Consider the following 15,290-nt stretch of genomic DNA (forward strand, 5'->3'; position numbering starts at 1 on the left):
ACTTACTACAAAATAACTGTATATCTCTGATTATGAGAATAATAGTTGTAGTAAGATAACGAAACAGAAAGTTACTACATCCTACTACATCTTACTACAAATTAAGAAAAGAGTGACTTTGTAGTAGGGTGAAACTTGAATTGTAGTAAGATAAAAAGAAGAAGTTACTACACTTAAATGTCTGTAAGTGAATTGGTTAAGGGCTTGTAGTAGTGTAGTAAGATGTTTTCCAAAACTTTTCAAAAAAAAACACACTTTTAAAAATCAGAAAAACATAACTAATAGAACATTTCCGCGATGAATGACAACTCGATACGGATGTTTAGCCAAGTAACACAAAACGAACTACTGGTTTTGGTTACTGATGGGTTAACTATGGGGCAAGAAAAAAGCCCTGAAATTCAGGGCTTTAAGTATTTTGGTGTGGTCTCGTTAGGAATCGAACCTAAATCTCAAGCTCCGGAGGCTTACATACTATCCGTTGTACGACGAGACCCTAAAAAGAAAGCCGCCCAGATGCGAACGGCTTTTTGTAGCGGGAACAGGACTCGAACCTGTGACCTTTGGGTTATGAGCCCAACGAGCTGCCAACTGCTCCATCCCGCGGTGTGTTATTGGACTGCAAATATACGGCACTTTCCGTTAAAATCAATACCTTTGTAAAAAAAACAGATTGGAGTACCCATTTATTTTTTTAGTTTAACTGATTGTCAGTCAGCTAAGCTGAAAAATATTTTTATAGTTTTGATTTTGTTACATGGATAATCATAAAACGGGATACGTCAGCATTGTCGGGAAACCCAACGTGGGTAAATCAACCCTGATGAATGCTCTGGTAGGAGAGCGGCTTTCGATCATTACTTCGAAGGCCCAAACGACCCGTCACCGGATCATGGGGATTGTGAATGGTGTACACGATGAGGTGCCTTTTCAACTGGTGTACTCCGATACGCCGGGGATCATCAAGCCTCAGTATCAATTACACCAGTCGATGATGAATTTCGTACGCGGCTCGCTGGAAGACGCGGATGTGATTCTTTTTGTGACGGATATTTTTGAGCAGTACGACGAAGACGATGTCATCGACAAACTGACGCGTATTCAGGATACGCCCGTGATTCTGCTAATCAATAAAGTAGATCTGGCAACGCAGGAACAGGTCGAGGAAAAAATCGCCCATTGGCGGAACCGTTTCGCCACGCAGACCATTCTACCCATCTCTGCTTTGCATAAGACGGGCCTGGAGGAATTGTTTAGCCTCATCATCAAGGCGATTCCGGTGCATCCGCCCTTCTTTGACAAGGAATCGCTGACGGACCGGCCCGAACGCTTTTTTGCGGCTGAGATCGTTCGCGAGAAGATTTTTCTGAATTACAAAAAAGAGATTCCCTATAGTACCGAAGTGGTGATTACTTCCTTTAAAGAAGAAGAAAACATCATCCGCATTCTGGCTGAAATCTACGTAGAGCGAAGCAGCCAGCGGGCTATTCTGCTAGGGCATAAGGGAGCTTCCATCAAGAAAGTGGGGATTGAATCCCGGCAGGAAATGGAAGCCTTTTTTGGAAAACAAATTCACCTGGAAACCTACATTCGTGTGGAGCCCGACTGGCGAAGTAAAGCCAACAAGCTCCGCGAGTTTGGGTACATTCAAGAGTAATGGCTGCGAACGACTCCTTTTATACCGGATTCGTTGGGTGAGCGAGGGTAGGCGGGAAACCGTTTGTCGTGAGCCGTTCGTGGAAACCATTGCTCCATCCGTAAACCGACGCAGCCGAGAAACGGCTGGTCTCTTAACGGAGTCGTAGCCTGTGAGAGGTGAAAGCTCCTAACACATCATGTCAAATATTGTAGCCATTGTGGGGCGTCCCAATGTGGGTAAATCCACACTTTTTAACCGGATCATTGAGCAGAAGAAAGCCATCATGGACAACGTCTCGGGGGTAACCCGCGACCGCCATTATGGGTATGGCGATTGGACGGGGAAGTACTTCACCGTGATTGATACGGGCGGTTATGTGGTTGGTTCGGAAGATATTTTCGAGGAAGCCATTCGCGAACAGGTACAGATCGCCATGGACGAAGCTACCGTGGTAGTATTCGTGGTAGATTGTATTACGGGATTGACGGGTCTGGATGAAGATTTCGCTAATGTATTACGTCGTTCTAAAAAACCCGTTGTTCTAGTCGCCAACAAGGCCGATACAACGGATAAAATGCACGCAGCGGCTGAGTTTTATGCGTTAGGCTTAGGCGATCCGTATCCGATTTCGGCAGAAAACGGTAACAACACGGGTGACCTAATGGACGCCATCGTTGCTCACTTTGAAGATGAAGGCGTAGAAGATCCGGAAGCAGGTATTCCCCGGGTTGCCATTTTGGGTCGTCCGAACGTAGGAAAATCATCGTTTCTCAATGCCATTCTGGGCCGGGAACGGAGTATTGTAACCGACATTGCCGGTACAACGCGTGATGCGATCCACACCCGCTATTCCCTGTACGGAAATGACTTTATCATTACGGATACGGCAGGGATGCGGCGGAAAGCTCGCGTCAACGATAACATTGAGTTTTACTCAACGCTGCGTTCCATGCGGGCTCTGGATGAGTGCGACGTTGCCATCATTATTCTGGATGCGGAACGGGGACTGGAAGCTCAGGATATGAACATCATCGGGATGGCACACCGGGCGAAGAAGGGTATCGTACTGATGATCAATAAGTGGGATTTGATCGAAAAGGATTCGAAAACGGCTCCTGCCTGGGAAAAAGAACTTCGTCAGCGATTGGCTCCTATTGATTATGCTCCCATTGTCTTTACTTCGGTAGTAGATAAACTACGGATTTTCAAAGTAGTGGAGAAAGTGAGGGAGGTATATGAAGAACGTCGTCGCCGGATTGCTACCTCACAACTCAACGATGTAATTCTGCCCGAAATCGAAGCGTATCCACCACCAGCAATCAACGGTAAGTACGTGAAGATTAAGTATCTGACGCAGTTACCGACGCCAAGTCCGACGTTTGTACTCTTCTGTAATTATCCCCAGTATATCAAAGAGAGTTACGAACGCTTCCTGGAAAACAAATTCCGGGCTCACTTCGGCTTCGAGGGCGTACCGTTAACGATGTTCTTCCGGAAAAAATAAATGTAGTTGTTAGTTGATGGTTGGTTATTGTTAGAAGATTTACCTATAAACCACACCATTGATTTTTACTCAATTAGAAGAATAAAGAAAAAGGTCGCTCAACAGGCGACCTTTTTCTTTGGAACTAATGGTATTGGAACGGACGATCAACCAACAACGATTAACGACCAACCCACAACCAAATCTATTTCACGCTATAGTTCGGAGCTTCTTTCGAGATCACTACATCGTGCGGGTGGCTTTCGCGAACACCAGCTGCCGTAATCTTCACGAATTTAGCTGCTTGTAGTGCTTCAATATCGCGGGAACCGCAGTAACCCATACCTGCTTTCAGTCCACCGACCATTTGGTACAGAATATCACCTACGCGGCCTTTGTACGAAATACGGCCTACGATACCTTCGGGTACCAGCTTCTTGATGTCATCTTCCGCATCCTGGAAATAGCGGTCTTTCGAACCTTCTTCCATGGCTTCTACGGAACCCATACCACGATAACTCTTGAAACGACGACCTTCAGCAATGATGATTTCACCCGGAGCTTCGTCCGTACCTGCCAGTAAGGAACCCATCATGATTGAGCTGGCTCCACCGGCAATGGCTTTTACAATATCACCAGAGTAACGAATACCGCCATCGGCAATGATGGGGACACCCGTACCAGCTACGGCTTTCGCTGCTTCATATACGGCAGAAAGCTGAGGCATACCTACGCCCGCAATCACGCGAGTCGTACAGATCGATCCAGGGCCAACGCCTACCTTCACGGCATCTGCTCCGGCATCGGCCAGGGCTTTGGCACCTTCGCCAGTAGCCACGTTACCCACAATCACATCCAGATTGGGGAACGACGCTTTTACTGATTTCAACGCGTTGATTACACCCAGTGAGTGACCGTGAGCCGTATCAATACTAATCACGTCTACACCTGCTTTGACCAGAGCGGCTACGCGATCCAGCAAATCGGGGGTTACGCCAACGGCCGCACCCACCCGCAGACGTCCACGGGAATCTTTGCAGGCATTGGGGTGATTTTTCTTCTTGAGAATATCCTTGTAGGTAATCAGCCCTACGAGTTTATTCGAATCATCAACAATGGGAAGTTTTTCAATCCGGTGTTCCTGCAATACGGCTTCCGCTGCCTGCAGATCAATACCTTCACGAGCCGTGACGAGTTTATCCTTCGTCATGATCTCGGTAACGGGCTGGCTTAATTTGGTTTGGAAACGAATATCGCGATTAGTAAGAATACCGATCAGTTTACCTTCGGTATCAACGACGGGAATCCCGCCGATTTTATTTTCCCGCATCAGGCGGTGAGCATCCGCCAGCGTATCGCCTTCGGAAAGCGTTACCGGGTCCAGGATCATTCCGGATTCAGAACGTTTCACCTTCCGCACTTCTTCCGCCTGACGATCAATGGACATGTTCTTGTGAATAATGCCAAGACCACCTTCCTGAGCCATCGCAATGGCCATTTCCGATTCAGTAACCGTGTCCATGGCAGCGGAAACTAAGGGAACGTTCAGGCGTATGTTTTTCGTGAGGTATGATTCGGTGCGAGTTTCGCGGGGGAGAACTTCCGAATAAGCGGGCAGCAGAAGCACATCATCGTAGGTAAGTGCTTCAAAAAGAAACTTGGAGGAGTCCAACATGGCAAATAACGGTGCTATTCTTATTTGCCGGACGAAGATACTATTTTTTTTCGTGACTAGAAAAACTGCAAATTATTTAATACAAAATTAACAGACGTCCGGAGCTGACGTTTTCATTCTCAGGGATGTTCATAAAGGGGGCAAAAGTCTATATCCCGGGAAATTAATGTATTTTTGTATTTGTCAGTAATTGAGGAACACCGTGCAACATAGTCTGAAACTCCGTAAGCCGCTCGCTTTTTTTGATCTGGAAACTACCGGCATCAATCTGATACGGGATCGTATTGTAGAAATTTCCATTGCCAAAGCCATGCCTGATGGATCAGTACAGGTACGTACCGAAAAGGTCAATCCGGGCATGCCTATTCCGCTGGAGACGAGCCTGATTCACGGAATTTACGATGAAGATGTCGCGGATAAACCTCAATTCAAGCAACTGGCCAAATCACTGGCTCAATTTCTGGAAGGGTGTGACCTGGCGGGATTTAACTCCAATAAGTTTGACGTACCCATGCTGGTCGAAGAGTTTTTGCGGGTGGGTATTGATTTTGATACGAAAAACCGTCGCCTGATTGACGCTCAACGCATCTATCACATGATGGAACCGCGTAACCTGTCAGCAGCTTATAAGTTCTACTGTGGCAAGAAACTTGAACATGCTCACTCTGCCGAGGCAGATACACTGGCTACGCTGGAAGTACTCGACTGCATGATCAAACGCTACGAAGGGGTAGAAGTGGAAAAGAATAAAGACGAAACCTGGATTCCGGTCAAGAACGACATGGATGCTCTGCACGAGTTGACATCCGGACAATTCGTCGACTTCGCCCAGCGAATGAAGTATAACAATGAAGGCGTCGTCGTTTTCAACTTTGGTAAGCATACCGGCAAACCCGTACTCGAAGTATTTAAGCGGGAGCCCAGCTACTACGACTGGATGATGCAGGGTGACTTTACACTGGATACCAAACGAAAACTGACCGATATAAAACTGAAAAGCAGTACGTTAATGAAATAGTACCCACAAAAAAACGAGTCGAATAACCGGCTCGTTTTTTTTGTACTCAGAAGGATAATCAAAATAGAGTACGATAAAAAATCTATGCAAATGCTTCCATGGCTGCATCGATCGTCCGGGCTTCCGGAAAAAAGGAAAGCAGCCGCAACAGAATATCTTCTACTACCTTATCCGGACACGAAGCTCCGCAGGTGAGCATAATCGTAACCGGCGAATGCATCGGTAAATAATTTTCAGAAACTTTCTCCGTTTTTTCGTGCAGATCGTAATGACGAATGAGCGTCGTATTTAGAAGCTTCGCTGCATTTTCAATAAAATACGTCGGTAGCTTTTGCTCGCACAATTCCACCAGGTGCGAGGTATTCGAGGAATTGTATCCCCCCGCGACTACGCACAAATCAGCCTGCTCTGCCAGTAAGCCATAGGTAGCCGACTGGTTATCATTCGTTGCGTAACAAAGGGTATCTCGTGTATCGGCGAAGTGAGCGGTGGTATCATCACTGGGATACATTTCCATCATTACCTGTCGCAGGTAATCGGCAATGGCCTGCGTATCGGAAGCCAGCATCGTCGTCTGATTCACTACACCAATGCGTTGTAAGTCGCGACGAACATCAAATCCTTCCGAGTACTGATCCTTAAATTCTTCGTAAAAAAGCTCGGCTGGTTTTTGCTGACGAATGTACAAAGCCAGTTGCTCCGCTTCCTTCATATCTTTTACCACAACCGTCGGAGCATTCTGACGAGCGTGTGAAAACGTAGCCCGGGTTTCTTCGTGGGCTGGTTTCCCGTGAATGACTACCGTATAATCGCTTTGACCGATGGAGGAAGCCCGCTTCCAGACTTTCTCCACAAAAGGACAGGTCGTATCGTATTGTTCGGTCTGAATACCAATCGCGGCAAGTTTTGCCTGAATCTCCAGCGTAGTACCAAAGGCCGGAATGATCACAATATCGTCAGCGGTAAGCGATTCCCAGGGAATCAGCTGCCGACCGGATGTATCCATGATAAATTGAACGCCTTGACTCTGTAAATCCCGGTTCACTTCCGGGTTATGAATCATTTCGCTCAGGAGATAAATATGCTTGGAAGGATAGTTCGCGATAATCTGGTACGCCGTTTCTACGGCATTTTCAACGCCATAGCAGAATCCAAAGTGACGGGCAATAAGAAACCGCACCGGGCCGAAATCGATCAGCGTCGGTGTGAAGTCTTTCTTCATCTTATCCTGTTTGCGACGGAATTCCTTAATCGCACCAATGATAGGACTCTTAAATGTATCGGGGATTTGAAACGACTTCATTTTCTTGAATTTCGTTGCCCGTGGCGGCAGCGTACTAGCGGTACTGCTCATTTCTCTAGTAAGAACAAGTTTGTGAATAAACAGTTTTCAGAACTTGCTTTATGTTTTGATAAAACCTCCTAAAGACTGTAAAAATTCCTTTTCCCGGATAAATACAAAATGATCCAAGAATCTGAAAATGAATATTTTATACCTAGATTCAGCCTTCAAAAATAAGTATAATTTGATTGGTTCGGCGGGCTTGCGAAACGGAAATTTAGAAATTCGGAGGAGAATGGGCCAACGCAAGCTTTCAGACGCAATCCAGTGGTCGGCATTTCTTTCCGTTTTATCGCCAACGCATTACAATTCCGGAAAACTTCTTTATTTTTCATCCCGAATAAGCCGTTTGCTCTAAACCTTTTCTATATGCATCAAAACCGACGTTCCTTCTTACGGAACCTGGGCTTCGCAGCTGTAGCTACTACTGCCGCTTCCTCAACGATGGATGCGTGGGCCGAAACGGCGGCCAAAAAGCCCTTCTTTGAAATCTCCCTGGCGGAGTGGTCCCTGCACCGGGCCTTACGCTCTAAAAAAATGACCAATCTTGATTTTCCGGTCATGGCCAAAAAGGAGTTTGGCATCAGCATCGTCGAATACGTCAATCAGTTTTTTATGGATAAAGCCAATGACACCGCTTATCTAAAGGAATTACTGCAACGTTGTAAAGACAATGGGGTAAAGAACCACCTGATCATGTGCGATGGCGAAGGAAACCTGGGTGATAAAGACGCTGCCAAACGCAAAAAGGCCGTCGAAAATCACTACAAGTGGGTGGACGCCGCCAAGTTTCTGGGCTGTAAGACCATTCGCGTAAACGCCGCGGGTGAAGGTACGGCCGAAGAGGTGAAGAAAAACGCTATTGAAGGGTTACACCAACTCAGCGAGTTTGCTGCTAAAACGGGCATCAACGTCATTGTCGAAAATCACGGCGGGTACTCTTCCAACGGTCAGTGGCTGAGCGACGTCATGAAGGGTGTAAACCTGAAAAATTGTGGTACCCTTCCGGACTTCGGTAACTTCTGTATGAAACACAAGGCGGGTAATTACTTCGAGTGCGAAGAAGAGTACGACCGCTACAAGGGTACGGAAGAACTCATGCCCTTTGCCAAAGGCGTATCCGCGAAAGTCTACAATTTTGACGAAAAAGGAGATTGCGTGGAGACGGATTACAGTCGAATCATGAACATCGTAAAAAAATCGGGCTTCCGGGGTATTGTCGGCATTGAGTACGAAGGCGATAAACTTTCGGAAGAAGAGGGCATTCGCAAGTCGAAAGTTCTGCTCGAAAAGTGGTCTACATTAGCTTAACTTTTAAACAGTTTTGGGTCCTGGACCTTACGCAGTACACATACTATGGAAAAAAAATCTCCCTCTCGCCGCGAGTTTCTCAAAAAGGGAGCCCTGTCGGCAGCCGCATTTTACATTGTTCCCCGGCACGTGCTGGGAAAAGGATTTATCGCTCCTTCGGATAAACTGAATCTGGCTTCCATTGGAGCAGGTGGTAAAGGAGCCAGTGATATCTGGAATGCTTACAACAATGGGGCTGAAAACGTAGTAGCTCTTTGCGATGTAGACTGGAATGTAGCCGCTCAATCCGTCAAACGCTTCCCGAATGCCAAACGTTACCAGAATTACCGGGAAATGCTGGACAAAGAAGGCAAGAACATTGATGCCATCACCATCTCAACGCCCGATAACACCCACGCCGTAATTGCTATGGCTGCCATGCAGGCGGGGAAACACGTCTACGTGCAGAAGCCCTTGTCGCACGATATTTACGAAGCCCGTATGATGACCGAAGCGGCTCGTAAGTACAAAATCGTGTCGCAGATGGGTAATCAGGGTGCTTCCAGCGTGGGTAGCTGGCAGATGGTCAACTGGTTTAACGCCGGTTTGATCGGTACGGTGAATGAAGTACACATCTGGACGAATCGTCCGGTATGGCCGCAAGGTATTCCGGTACCTACGGGCAAGCACGAGATGCCCGAGGGTTTGGCCTGGGATCAGTTTATTGGTCCGGCTCAGTACGTAGATTACACGCCAGCGTATCACCCCTTCAAGTGGCGGGGCTGGTGGAACTTCGGTACGGGAGCACTGGGCGATATGGGTTGCCACTTGATTGACCCGGCTTTCCGGGTACTGGGTCTGGGTTACCCGACGGAAGTAGAATGTTCGGCGGGTGCTGTATTCACGAAGGACTGGACGCCGGAATACATTCCCGAAGGTTGTCCTCCCTCAAGCTCCGTACAGTTGAAATTCCCCGAAACGAAGAAGAATAAGTCAGCAGTAACCATGTACTGGTCGGATGGTGGTATTCGGGCCTTCCACCCGGATCTGATCCCTGCCGATGAGCCCCTGGGGGATGCCGACAGTGCGAATGGTGTAATCCTGATGGGGTCAAAAGGTATTATGACCTGCGGAACCTACGGACACGCACCGAAGCTCTACTTCAATAAAAAGAAGATGAGCGAGCAGGATCTGGCCAAGTACAAGTGGACGGAAACGGAAATCCAGAAAATGCCTGAAAGTGGTCACCAGACGTCCTGGGTACGGGCCTGTAAAGAAGGATTTGGCTCAGAAACCCACAAGAAGTTAACGTCCTCGTTTGACTACTCAGGTCCGCTGACGGAAACGGTACTGATGGGTAACCTGGCTATTCGTAGTTACAACGTTCGCAAGCCGAACGCCGATGGTAAAGGTTTCGCTTACCCCGGTCGTAAGAAATTACTTTGGGATGGACCATCCATGCGAATTACCAACTTCGAAGATGCCAACCAGTTTGTCAAACGCGAGTACCGCTCCGGCTGGTCACTGGGATCGTAATGAATATTGAATGATAGAAAGAGTGGATGATAGAAGGAATTTAGTTTTCACTCCTTCTATCATCCACTCTTTCAAATTATTTCACTGGCGTACCCTGCTGAAACGTAATCTCCGAGGCCAGACCTACGGAAGAAAACCGGATCGCTACGGAAGCCGCCTCTGATCGTTTCGTAATGTCTTCACAATGCGGGCCTGTTTCGAGGAAGTACACGTAGTACTCCTCATTGCGGTCCGCAATTTGATTAATATCGGGTTTACCGAAAATTTCCACGAAATCATTGGAAGTAGTGCCTTTCAGGATTTGCCGGATTTTTTTGAAATCCGGTACTAAGGTTTGCCGTACACCCTGACAGCCGCCTTTGTCGGCTTTCCACTTATCTACCGGGAATCCCTGTAGGTCGGGTTTAGGTTTACAGGCTGTGAGCAATAGCAAAAAGCAGGAAAAAAAGAGGAGACTACGCATATAAATCGGTGTTGTAAAAATCAAAATTCAGCTTGCTGGCCGGAACTACAAAAAAAATGTCCATACTTTAGCCAAACTCTGAAATAGTTTTTAAGTTTGTCGAAATTAATACATCTGACTATGAACGTTTCATTCGCAAAAGCTTGGTGGTGGCAACTGGGATCTCTCCGTTGAACAGCCTCTTTTTGCGTCATGTAAGCGAATCAATAAGCACAAGCCACAACGCGCTGTTCAGCCGAACAGTCGGGCGTTGTGCGTTTAAATCCCTTAGTAACCTTCACACGGAGGTAGTTTAGCTGGTAAAGCGGCGGTCTGCCCACCCGTGCGAATAACGAATCAACGTACTGTGAAAAACTTTTCAATTACGACCCATCACCGCCGCTTGCTGGCCGATATGCTGACGCCCGTGAGTGCCTATCAACGCTTACGGCGTCAGTTTCCGAACACCGTTTTGCTGGAAAGTGCCGATTACCACGCCATGCAGAACAGTATGAGTTTTATTGGCTGCGATCCCGTCGCCAGCTTTATCCTGGACGAAGACGTTGTAACGCAAAAATTTCCTGACGGTACTACCGAGCAGTTTACCCTCGAACGCCGGAAAGACGCCGTAGCTGCTCTGCGGAATTTTGCGGGTTGTTTCGAAGAAAAAAACGCGGGCTTTCCCTTTCCTACGGGCGGACTCTTTGGCCACATGACCTATGATTCGGTGGAATACTTCGAAGACATCGAAATTCAGCCCAAAAGCCCCGAGTCAGCCATTCCGCAGATTGTCTACTATGTCTATCGGTACGTCATCGTGTTCAACCACTTTAAAAACGAAGTGTACCTCTTTGAACATCAGTACGGCAATACGCAAAACAAGAATACGGAAGGGTTAAGTCAACTGGAGTTTCTGATTCAGACGCCTAAAACGTCTTCCGGGAAGTTTAAGCTGGAAGGCGAAGAGGAAACCAATCGGACGGATGAGGAAATGCGGGAAGTCGTCAACAAATGCATTGGCCATTGCTTACGCGGCGATGTGTTTCAGATTGTACCGTCCCGCCGTTTTTCGCGTACGTTTGAAGGCGACGATTTTCAGGTATACCGGGCTCTGCGTTCCATCAATCCTTCGCCGTATCTATTTTACTTCGACTTCGGCACGTACCATATTTTCGGCTCTTCGCCCGAAAAACAGATTTTCATCAAAAACGGACTGGCCGAAATACACCCTATCGCGGGTACCTTCCGTCGGACAGGCGATGATGAACGCGACGCTGAACTGGCCCGTGAGTTACTGGCCGATCCGAAGGAATCCGCCGAACACGTGATGCTGGTGGATTTAGCCCGAAACGATTTAAGTCGGAGCAGTGATTCCGTACAGGTAGAAACATTCAAGGAGGTGCAATACTATAGTCACGTCATTCACCTGGTTTCGAAAGTGGTGGGTAAGATGACGGCGGGTACCAATCCCCTGCAACTCGTGGCAGACACTTTTCCGGCGGGTACGCTGTCCGGTGCTCCCAAGCACAACGCCATGACGATCATTAACCGTTACGAAACGACCAACCGGAGTATCTACGGGGGAGCCATTGGTCATTTGAACTTCAATGGAGATTTCAACCACGCCATCGCCATTCGTACCTTCCTTAGTAAAAACAATACGCTGTTTTATCAGGCCGGTATGGGCGTCGTAGCGAAGTCGAACGTAGAGAGCGAATTACAGGAAATTCACAGTAAACTGGCCGCTTTACGCAAAGCGATGGAAATGGCGGAAGAGCTATGAGTTTAGCGTGAAGGGAACGCTAATCGGGCCAAATGCTTATAAAACCAGCTGATTGTTGATGACTAGCAACAATCAACCAACAACGAACAACAAAAAATGCCTTACAAAATATTAGTACTCGATAATTACGATTCGTTCGTGTACAACCTGGTGTATCTATTAAAGGAAATGGGTCACGAGGTGGATGTCTTTCGCAATGATAAGATTACCCTCGAAGAAGTAGCCCAGTACGATAAGATCCTGTTGTCGCCTGGTCCGGGTATTCCTGAGGAAGCGGGGATTATGCTGGATTTGATTCGGGAATACGCACCCACCAAATCCATCTTTGGCGTTTGTCTGGGCCATCAGGCCATCGGCGAAGCCTTTGGAGCGAAATTGCATAACATGGGCGATGTTCTGCACGGCGTAACGACCAAGTGCGTCATTACCGATACTACCGAGAAGTTATTCCAGGGTTTGCCCGAATCCATTGAAGTATGTCGGTACCATTCCTGGACGGTAGTACCCGAGTCTATGCCCGAAGAATTGAAAGTAACTGCCGTTGATGAAAATGGCTTTGTACTGGCCGAGGCTCATACAACATACGATGTTCGTGGCGTGCAGTTTCACCCCGAAGCGTATCTGACTGAATATGGAAAAGAAATGTTGAGTAACTGGTTGAAATAAATCATTCACTCCGTTTTCCTTCTATATATATAAGCCAAAACTTACGCATGAAAGAGCTTCTTTCCCACTTGTTAAACCAACAAGCCCTAACTACCGAACAGGCCTATCAGGCTCTGCTCTCCATTGGTCAGGGTGAAGTAAATCCTTCCCAAACGGCTGCTTTTCTAACGGCCTATGCGATTAAGGGACTCAGCGTTCCTGAACTCAATGGATTCCGGCGGGCCATGCTGGAGCTTTGCGTTGCCGTCGATTTCCGGGAATTCGAACCCATGGACGTATGCGGTACGGGTGGCGATGGGAAAAACACCTTCAATATTTCCACGACTTCAGCTTTTGTGGTCGCCGGGGCAGGGCAGACGGTTGCCAAGCACGGCAATCACGGCGTTTCGTCTTCGGTCGGTTCTTCAACAGTGATTGAACGATTGGGCTATCAGTTTACGAATGATTACGATCACTTGCGGCGGCAACTCGAATCGGCGGGTATTTGCTACCTGCATGCTCCCTTGTTTCACCCGGCCATGAAGCACGTAGGGAATGTCCGTCGGGAGCTTGGATTCAAGACTTTCTTTAATTTATTGGGTCCTTTGATGAATCCGGCTTTTGTACAGCGACAGCTATCGGGCGTGTACAATCCCGATGTAGCCGAATTGTATGCGGGGGTACTGCGATCCGCTGGTGTACGGTTTGCGATTGTGCATGCTTATGATGGCTATGATGAAGTATCGCTTACGGGAAATTTTCTGTTGATGAACAACCATGAAACCCGTCAGGTGAGTCCCGAAGAAATGGGATTGAGCCAATGGTCGCAGGAAAGTCTGGCGGGTGGAAACAATTTGCAGGAATCCGCCGACCTACTGGTTCGCATTCTAGAGAATCGCGGAACGCCAGCCCAAACTCAGGTAGTACTGGCTAATGCAGCGACTGCTTTGTACGCCGCTCAGGATATTTCACTGGAGGAAGCCTTGGATCAGGCTAAGGAGTCGCTGGAAAGTGGACGGGCGTATCAGTCACTGAAAACCCTACTAAGTGCTTAGGCAATACCAACGCTTTTCTAACCTATATATATACACCTATGAAAATCGCACTGATTGGAGCCGGAAACGTAGCTCATCATCTTGCGGTAGAATTAGAGGGGGCCGGACACGACATCATCACCGTCTATAGTCGAAAGTTGCCGAACGCTGAGGCACTGAGCGACCGACTATCCATAGCCGTAGCAACGAACGAACTAAACTTTGCCGAAAGCGAAGCCGAACTCTTCTTACTCACAACGAGTGACGACGCTCTGGAAAAGATCATCCCACAGATCGTATGGCCGGAGGAGGCGTTGGTGGTACATACAGCCGGAGCAAAATCATTAACCGTTTTGCAAAACTTGCTGCGGGTACACAGCGATGTTCCCTTACGCACGGGCGTTTTCTATCCCCTGCAAAGTATTAATAAGAAGATACCGCTGAACTGGAAGGAAGTGCCCATCTGTATTGAGGGAGCGGATGAGGAAATTGAACACCAGTTGATCGAAATCGCCCGAACCATTAGTGATGAAGTATACCTGGTCAATTCCGAAGAGCGACTACAGTTACATTTGGCGGCCGTATTAGCGAATAACTTTCCCAATCATCTCTGGGCTCTCACCAAAGACTTACTAGCCGAGCATAATCTGGACTTCGAATTAATGAAGCCTATTCTAAAGGAAACTCTGCGTAAAGCATTGGACGCAGATCATCCAGCTGAAGTTCAAACCGGTCCCGCCCGAAGAGGTGATCAAACTACGATGGCTCGCCATCTACAGTTATTGGAAGATCAACCCGAGTTAGCCCGTATCTACCAAACCATCTCGGAAAGCATTATGCGATGGTATTTATAGGTATTGCGAAAGAAAGAATAGATTAAGCTGAGGAGTGACCGTATAAAGGTGAAGGAAGTGGAGCAAGTGCCAAAGAAGTGGGCAGTAGTATGGTTTTAGGGGGTAAAAGGAGGTAACTGAGGGGCTGTAAAAAAGTTTTGAGAATTTTACAGCATTAAGTCACTGTAAATCAGCAGGTCTTCAAAAAGGTCAGTAAATATTTTCAAAGTAGGCTTGACAAGGGTGTTTTTCTTGTCCTATCTTTGCACTCCCAAACGACGGGAAAGGCACTGGAAAGACGGTGTAAACACTTGAGGCAAAGGCAGTTAAGCGAGGGATGAGGCGGTGGAAAGAAGCGAAGAAGCTGAAAATAAATTTTCACTTTTTTCTTGACAAGCGGCTTAGAAATGACTTACCTTTGCAGTCCGGTTTTGAAAGTAGGGTCGGCAGTAAAAGCGAAGAGAGAAAGGAAGTGAGAAGTTGGATGAGGGGTTTGGTTTTCAACGGAAAGCTTGAAAAAATAAATTTCAACTTTTTCTTGACAATTGAAATTGAGTCTTGTATCTTTGC

12 protein-coding genes and 2 tRNA genes are annotated in these 15,290 nt (G+C 47.4%); 9 read left to right on the forward strand and 5 right to left on the reverse strand.

Annotated features, from left to right (window positions below):
* Window positions 1-424: 424 nt before the first annotated feature.
* Both BWI97_RS27710 and BWI97_RS18405 read right to left on the reverse strand, forming a co-directional pair.
* Window positions 425-496 (reverse strand) — tRNA-Arg (locus tag BWI97_RS27710).
* Between the two features lie 37 nt (window positions 497-533).
* A tRNA-Met gene (locus BWI97_RS18405) sits at window positions 534-606 on the reverse strand.
* A 151-nt stretch (window positions 607-757) separates the two neighbouring features.
* Between BWI97_RS18405 and era the strand changes: the two genes are divergently transcribed.
* Window positions 758-1,657, forward strand: a complete 900-nt coding sequence (era, locus tag BWI97_RS18410) for a GTPase Era (RefSeq protein WP_102202280.1) — start codon at window positions 758-760, stop codon at window positions 1,655-1,657.
* Between the two features lie 178 nt (window positions 1,658-1,835).
* On the forward strand, window positions 1,836-3,143 hold the full coding sequence (der, locus tag BWI97_RS18415; RefSeq protein ID WP_102202281.1) for a ribosome biogenesis GTPase Der: 1,308 nt from the start codon (window positions 1,836-1,838) through the stop codon (window positions 3,141-3,143).
* A 184-nt stretch (window positions 3,144-3,327) separates the two neighbouring features.
* On the opposite strand, the gene guaB is transcribed toward der, so the two are convergent.
* Entirely contained in the window at window positions 3,328-4,797 is a 1,470-nt protein-coding gene (gene guaB / locus BWI97_RS18420) for an IMP dehydrogenase (RefSeq protein WP_094808296.1), read from the reverse strand.
* Window positions 4,798-4,999: 202 nt separating this feature from the next.
* Between guaB and BWI97_RS18425 the strand changes: the two genes are divergently transcribed.
* A complete protein-coding gene (locus tag BWI97_RS18425) occupies window positions 5,000-5,815 on the forward strand; it encodes a 3'-5' exonuclease (RefSeq protein ID WP_094808297.1) in 816 nt (271 codons plus the stop codon).
* An 82-nt stretch (window positions 5,816-5,897) separates the two neighbouring features.
* Here the strand turns inward: BWI97_RS18425 and BWI97_RS18430 are convergent, their stop codons facing one another.
* Window positions 5,898-7,169 carry a 4-hydroxy-3-methylbut-2-enyl diphosphate reductase gene (locus tag BWI97_RS18430; RefSeq protein WP_102202282.1) on the reverse strand — a complete coding sequence of 424 codons (1,272 nt, stop codon included), beginning with the start codon at window positions 7,167-7,169 and terminating at the stop codon, window positions 5,898-5,900.
* A gap of 357 nt (window positions 7,170-7,526) precedes the next feature.
* Between BWI97_RS18430 and BWI97_RS18435 the strand changes: the two genes are divergently transcribed.
* Window positions 7,527-8,468 (forward strand): sugar phosphate isomerase/epimerase, encoded by a 942-nt coding sequence (locus BWI97_RS18435; RefSeq protein WP_094808299.1) that lies wholly within the window; start codon window positions 7,527-7,529, stop codon window positions 8,466-8,468.
* Window positions 8,469-8,513: 45 nt separating this feature from the next.
* Window positions 8,514-9,983, forward strand: coding sequence for a Gfo/Idh/MocA family protein (locus BWI97_RS18440; protein WP_094808300.1), 1,470 nt, complete (start codon window positions 8,514-8,516; stop codon window positions 9,981-9,983).
* Window positions 9,984-10,059: 76 nt separating this feature from the next.
* Here BWI97_RS18440 and BWI97_RS18445 read toward each other — a convergent pair whose 3' ends face one another.
* Complete coding sequence (locus BWI97_RS18445; protein ID WP_102202283.1) at window positions 10,060-10,446, reverse strand: hypothetical protein; 387 nt, start codon at window positions 10,444-10,446, stop codon at window positions 10,060-10,062.
* Between the two features lie 346 nt (window positions 10,447-10,792).
* On the opposite strand from BWI97_RS18445, the gene BWI97_RS18450 reads away from it, so the two are divergent.
* The 4 genes from BWI97_RS18450 to BWI97_RS18465 all read left to right on the forward strand — a co-directional run bounded on the left by BWI97_RS18450 (window position 10,793) and on the right by BWI97_RS18465 (window position 14,741).
* Window positions 10,793-12,208 carry an anthranilate synthase component I family protein gene (locus BWI97_RS18450; protein WP_233207903.1) on the forward strand — a complete coding sequence of 472 codons (1,416 nt, stop codon included), beginning with the start codon at window positions 10,793-10,795 and terminating at the stop codon, window positions 12,206-12,208.
* 96 nt (window positions 12,209-12,304) lie between these two features.
* Window positions 12,305-12,874: an aminodeoxychorismate/anthranilate synthase component II gene (locus BWI97_RS18455; RefSeq protein WP_094808302.1), complete on the forward strand. Its 570-nt coding sequence runs from the start codon at window positions 12,305-12,307 to the stop codon at window positions 12,872-12,874.
* A gap of 47 nt (window positions 12,875-12,921) precedes the next feature.
* Window positions 12,922-13,908, forward strand: a complete 987-nt coding sequence (gene trpD, locus BWI97_RS18460; RefSeq protein ID WP_102202284.1) for an anthranilate phosphoribosyltransferase — start codon at window positions 12,922-12,924, stop codon at window positions 13,906-13,908.
* Window positions 13,909-13,946: 38 nt separating this feature from the next.
* Entirely contained in the window at window positions 13,947-14,741 is a 795-nt protein-coding gene (locus BWI97_RS18465) for a Rossmann-like and DUF2520 domain-containing protein (protein ID WP_094808304.1), read from the forward strand.
* Window positions 14,742-15,290 lie beyond the last annotated feature (549 nt).

Origin of the sequence: Siphonobacter sp. BAB-5405 (genome assembly GCF_002872335.1) — a bacterium.
In the GTDB taxonomy this organism is placed as follows: Bacteria; Bacteroidota; Bacteroidia; order Cytophagales; family Spirosomataceae; genus Siphonobacter.

Bases quoted from the DNA above. Each gene is read 5' to 3' on its own strand.
- era (WP_102202280.1), top strand. From the start codon at position 758: ATGGATAATCATAAAACGGGATACGTCAGCATTGTCGGGAAACCCAAC.
- der (WP_102202281.1), top strand. From the start codon at position 1,836: ATGTCAAATATTGTAGCCATTGTGGGGCGTCCCAATGTGGGTAAATCC.
- guaB (WP_094808296.1), bottom strand. From the start codon at position 4,797: ATGTTGGACTCCTCCAAGTTTCTTTTTGAAGCACTTACCTACGATGAT.
- BWI97_RS18430 (WP_102202282.1), bottom strand. From the start codon at position 7,169: ATGAGCAGTACCGCTAGTACGCTGCCGCCACGGGCAACGAAATTCAAG.
- BWI97_RS18435 (WP_094808299.1), top strand. From the start codon at position 7,527: ATGCATCAAAACCGACGTTCCTTCTTACGGAACCTGGGCTTCGCAGCT.
- BWI97_RS18440 (WP_094808300.1), top strand. From the start codon at position 8,514: ATGGAAAAAAAATCTCCCTCTCGCCGCGAGTTTCTCAAAAAGGGAGCC.
- BWI97_RS18445 (WP_102202283.1), bottom strand. From the start codon at position 10,446: ATGCGTAGTCTCCTCTTTTTTTCCTGCTTTTTGCTATTGCTCACAGCC.
- BWI97_RS18455 (WP_094808302.1), top strand. From the start codon at position 12,305: ATGCCTTACAAAATATTAGTACTCGATAATTACGATTCGTTCGTGTAC.
- trpD (WP_102202284.1), top strand. From the start codon at position 12,922: ATGAAAGAGCTTCTTTCCCACTTGTTAAACCAACAAGCCCTAACTACC.
- BWI97_RS18465 (WP_094808304.1), top strand. From the start codon at position 13,947: ATGAAAATCGCACTGATTGGAGCCGGAAACGTAGCTCATCATCTTGCG.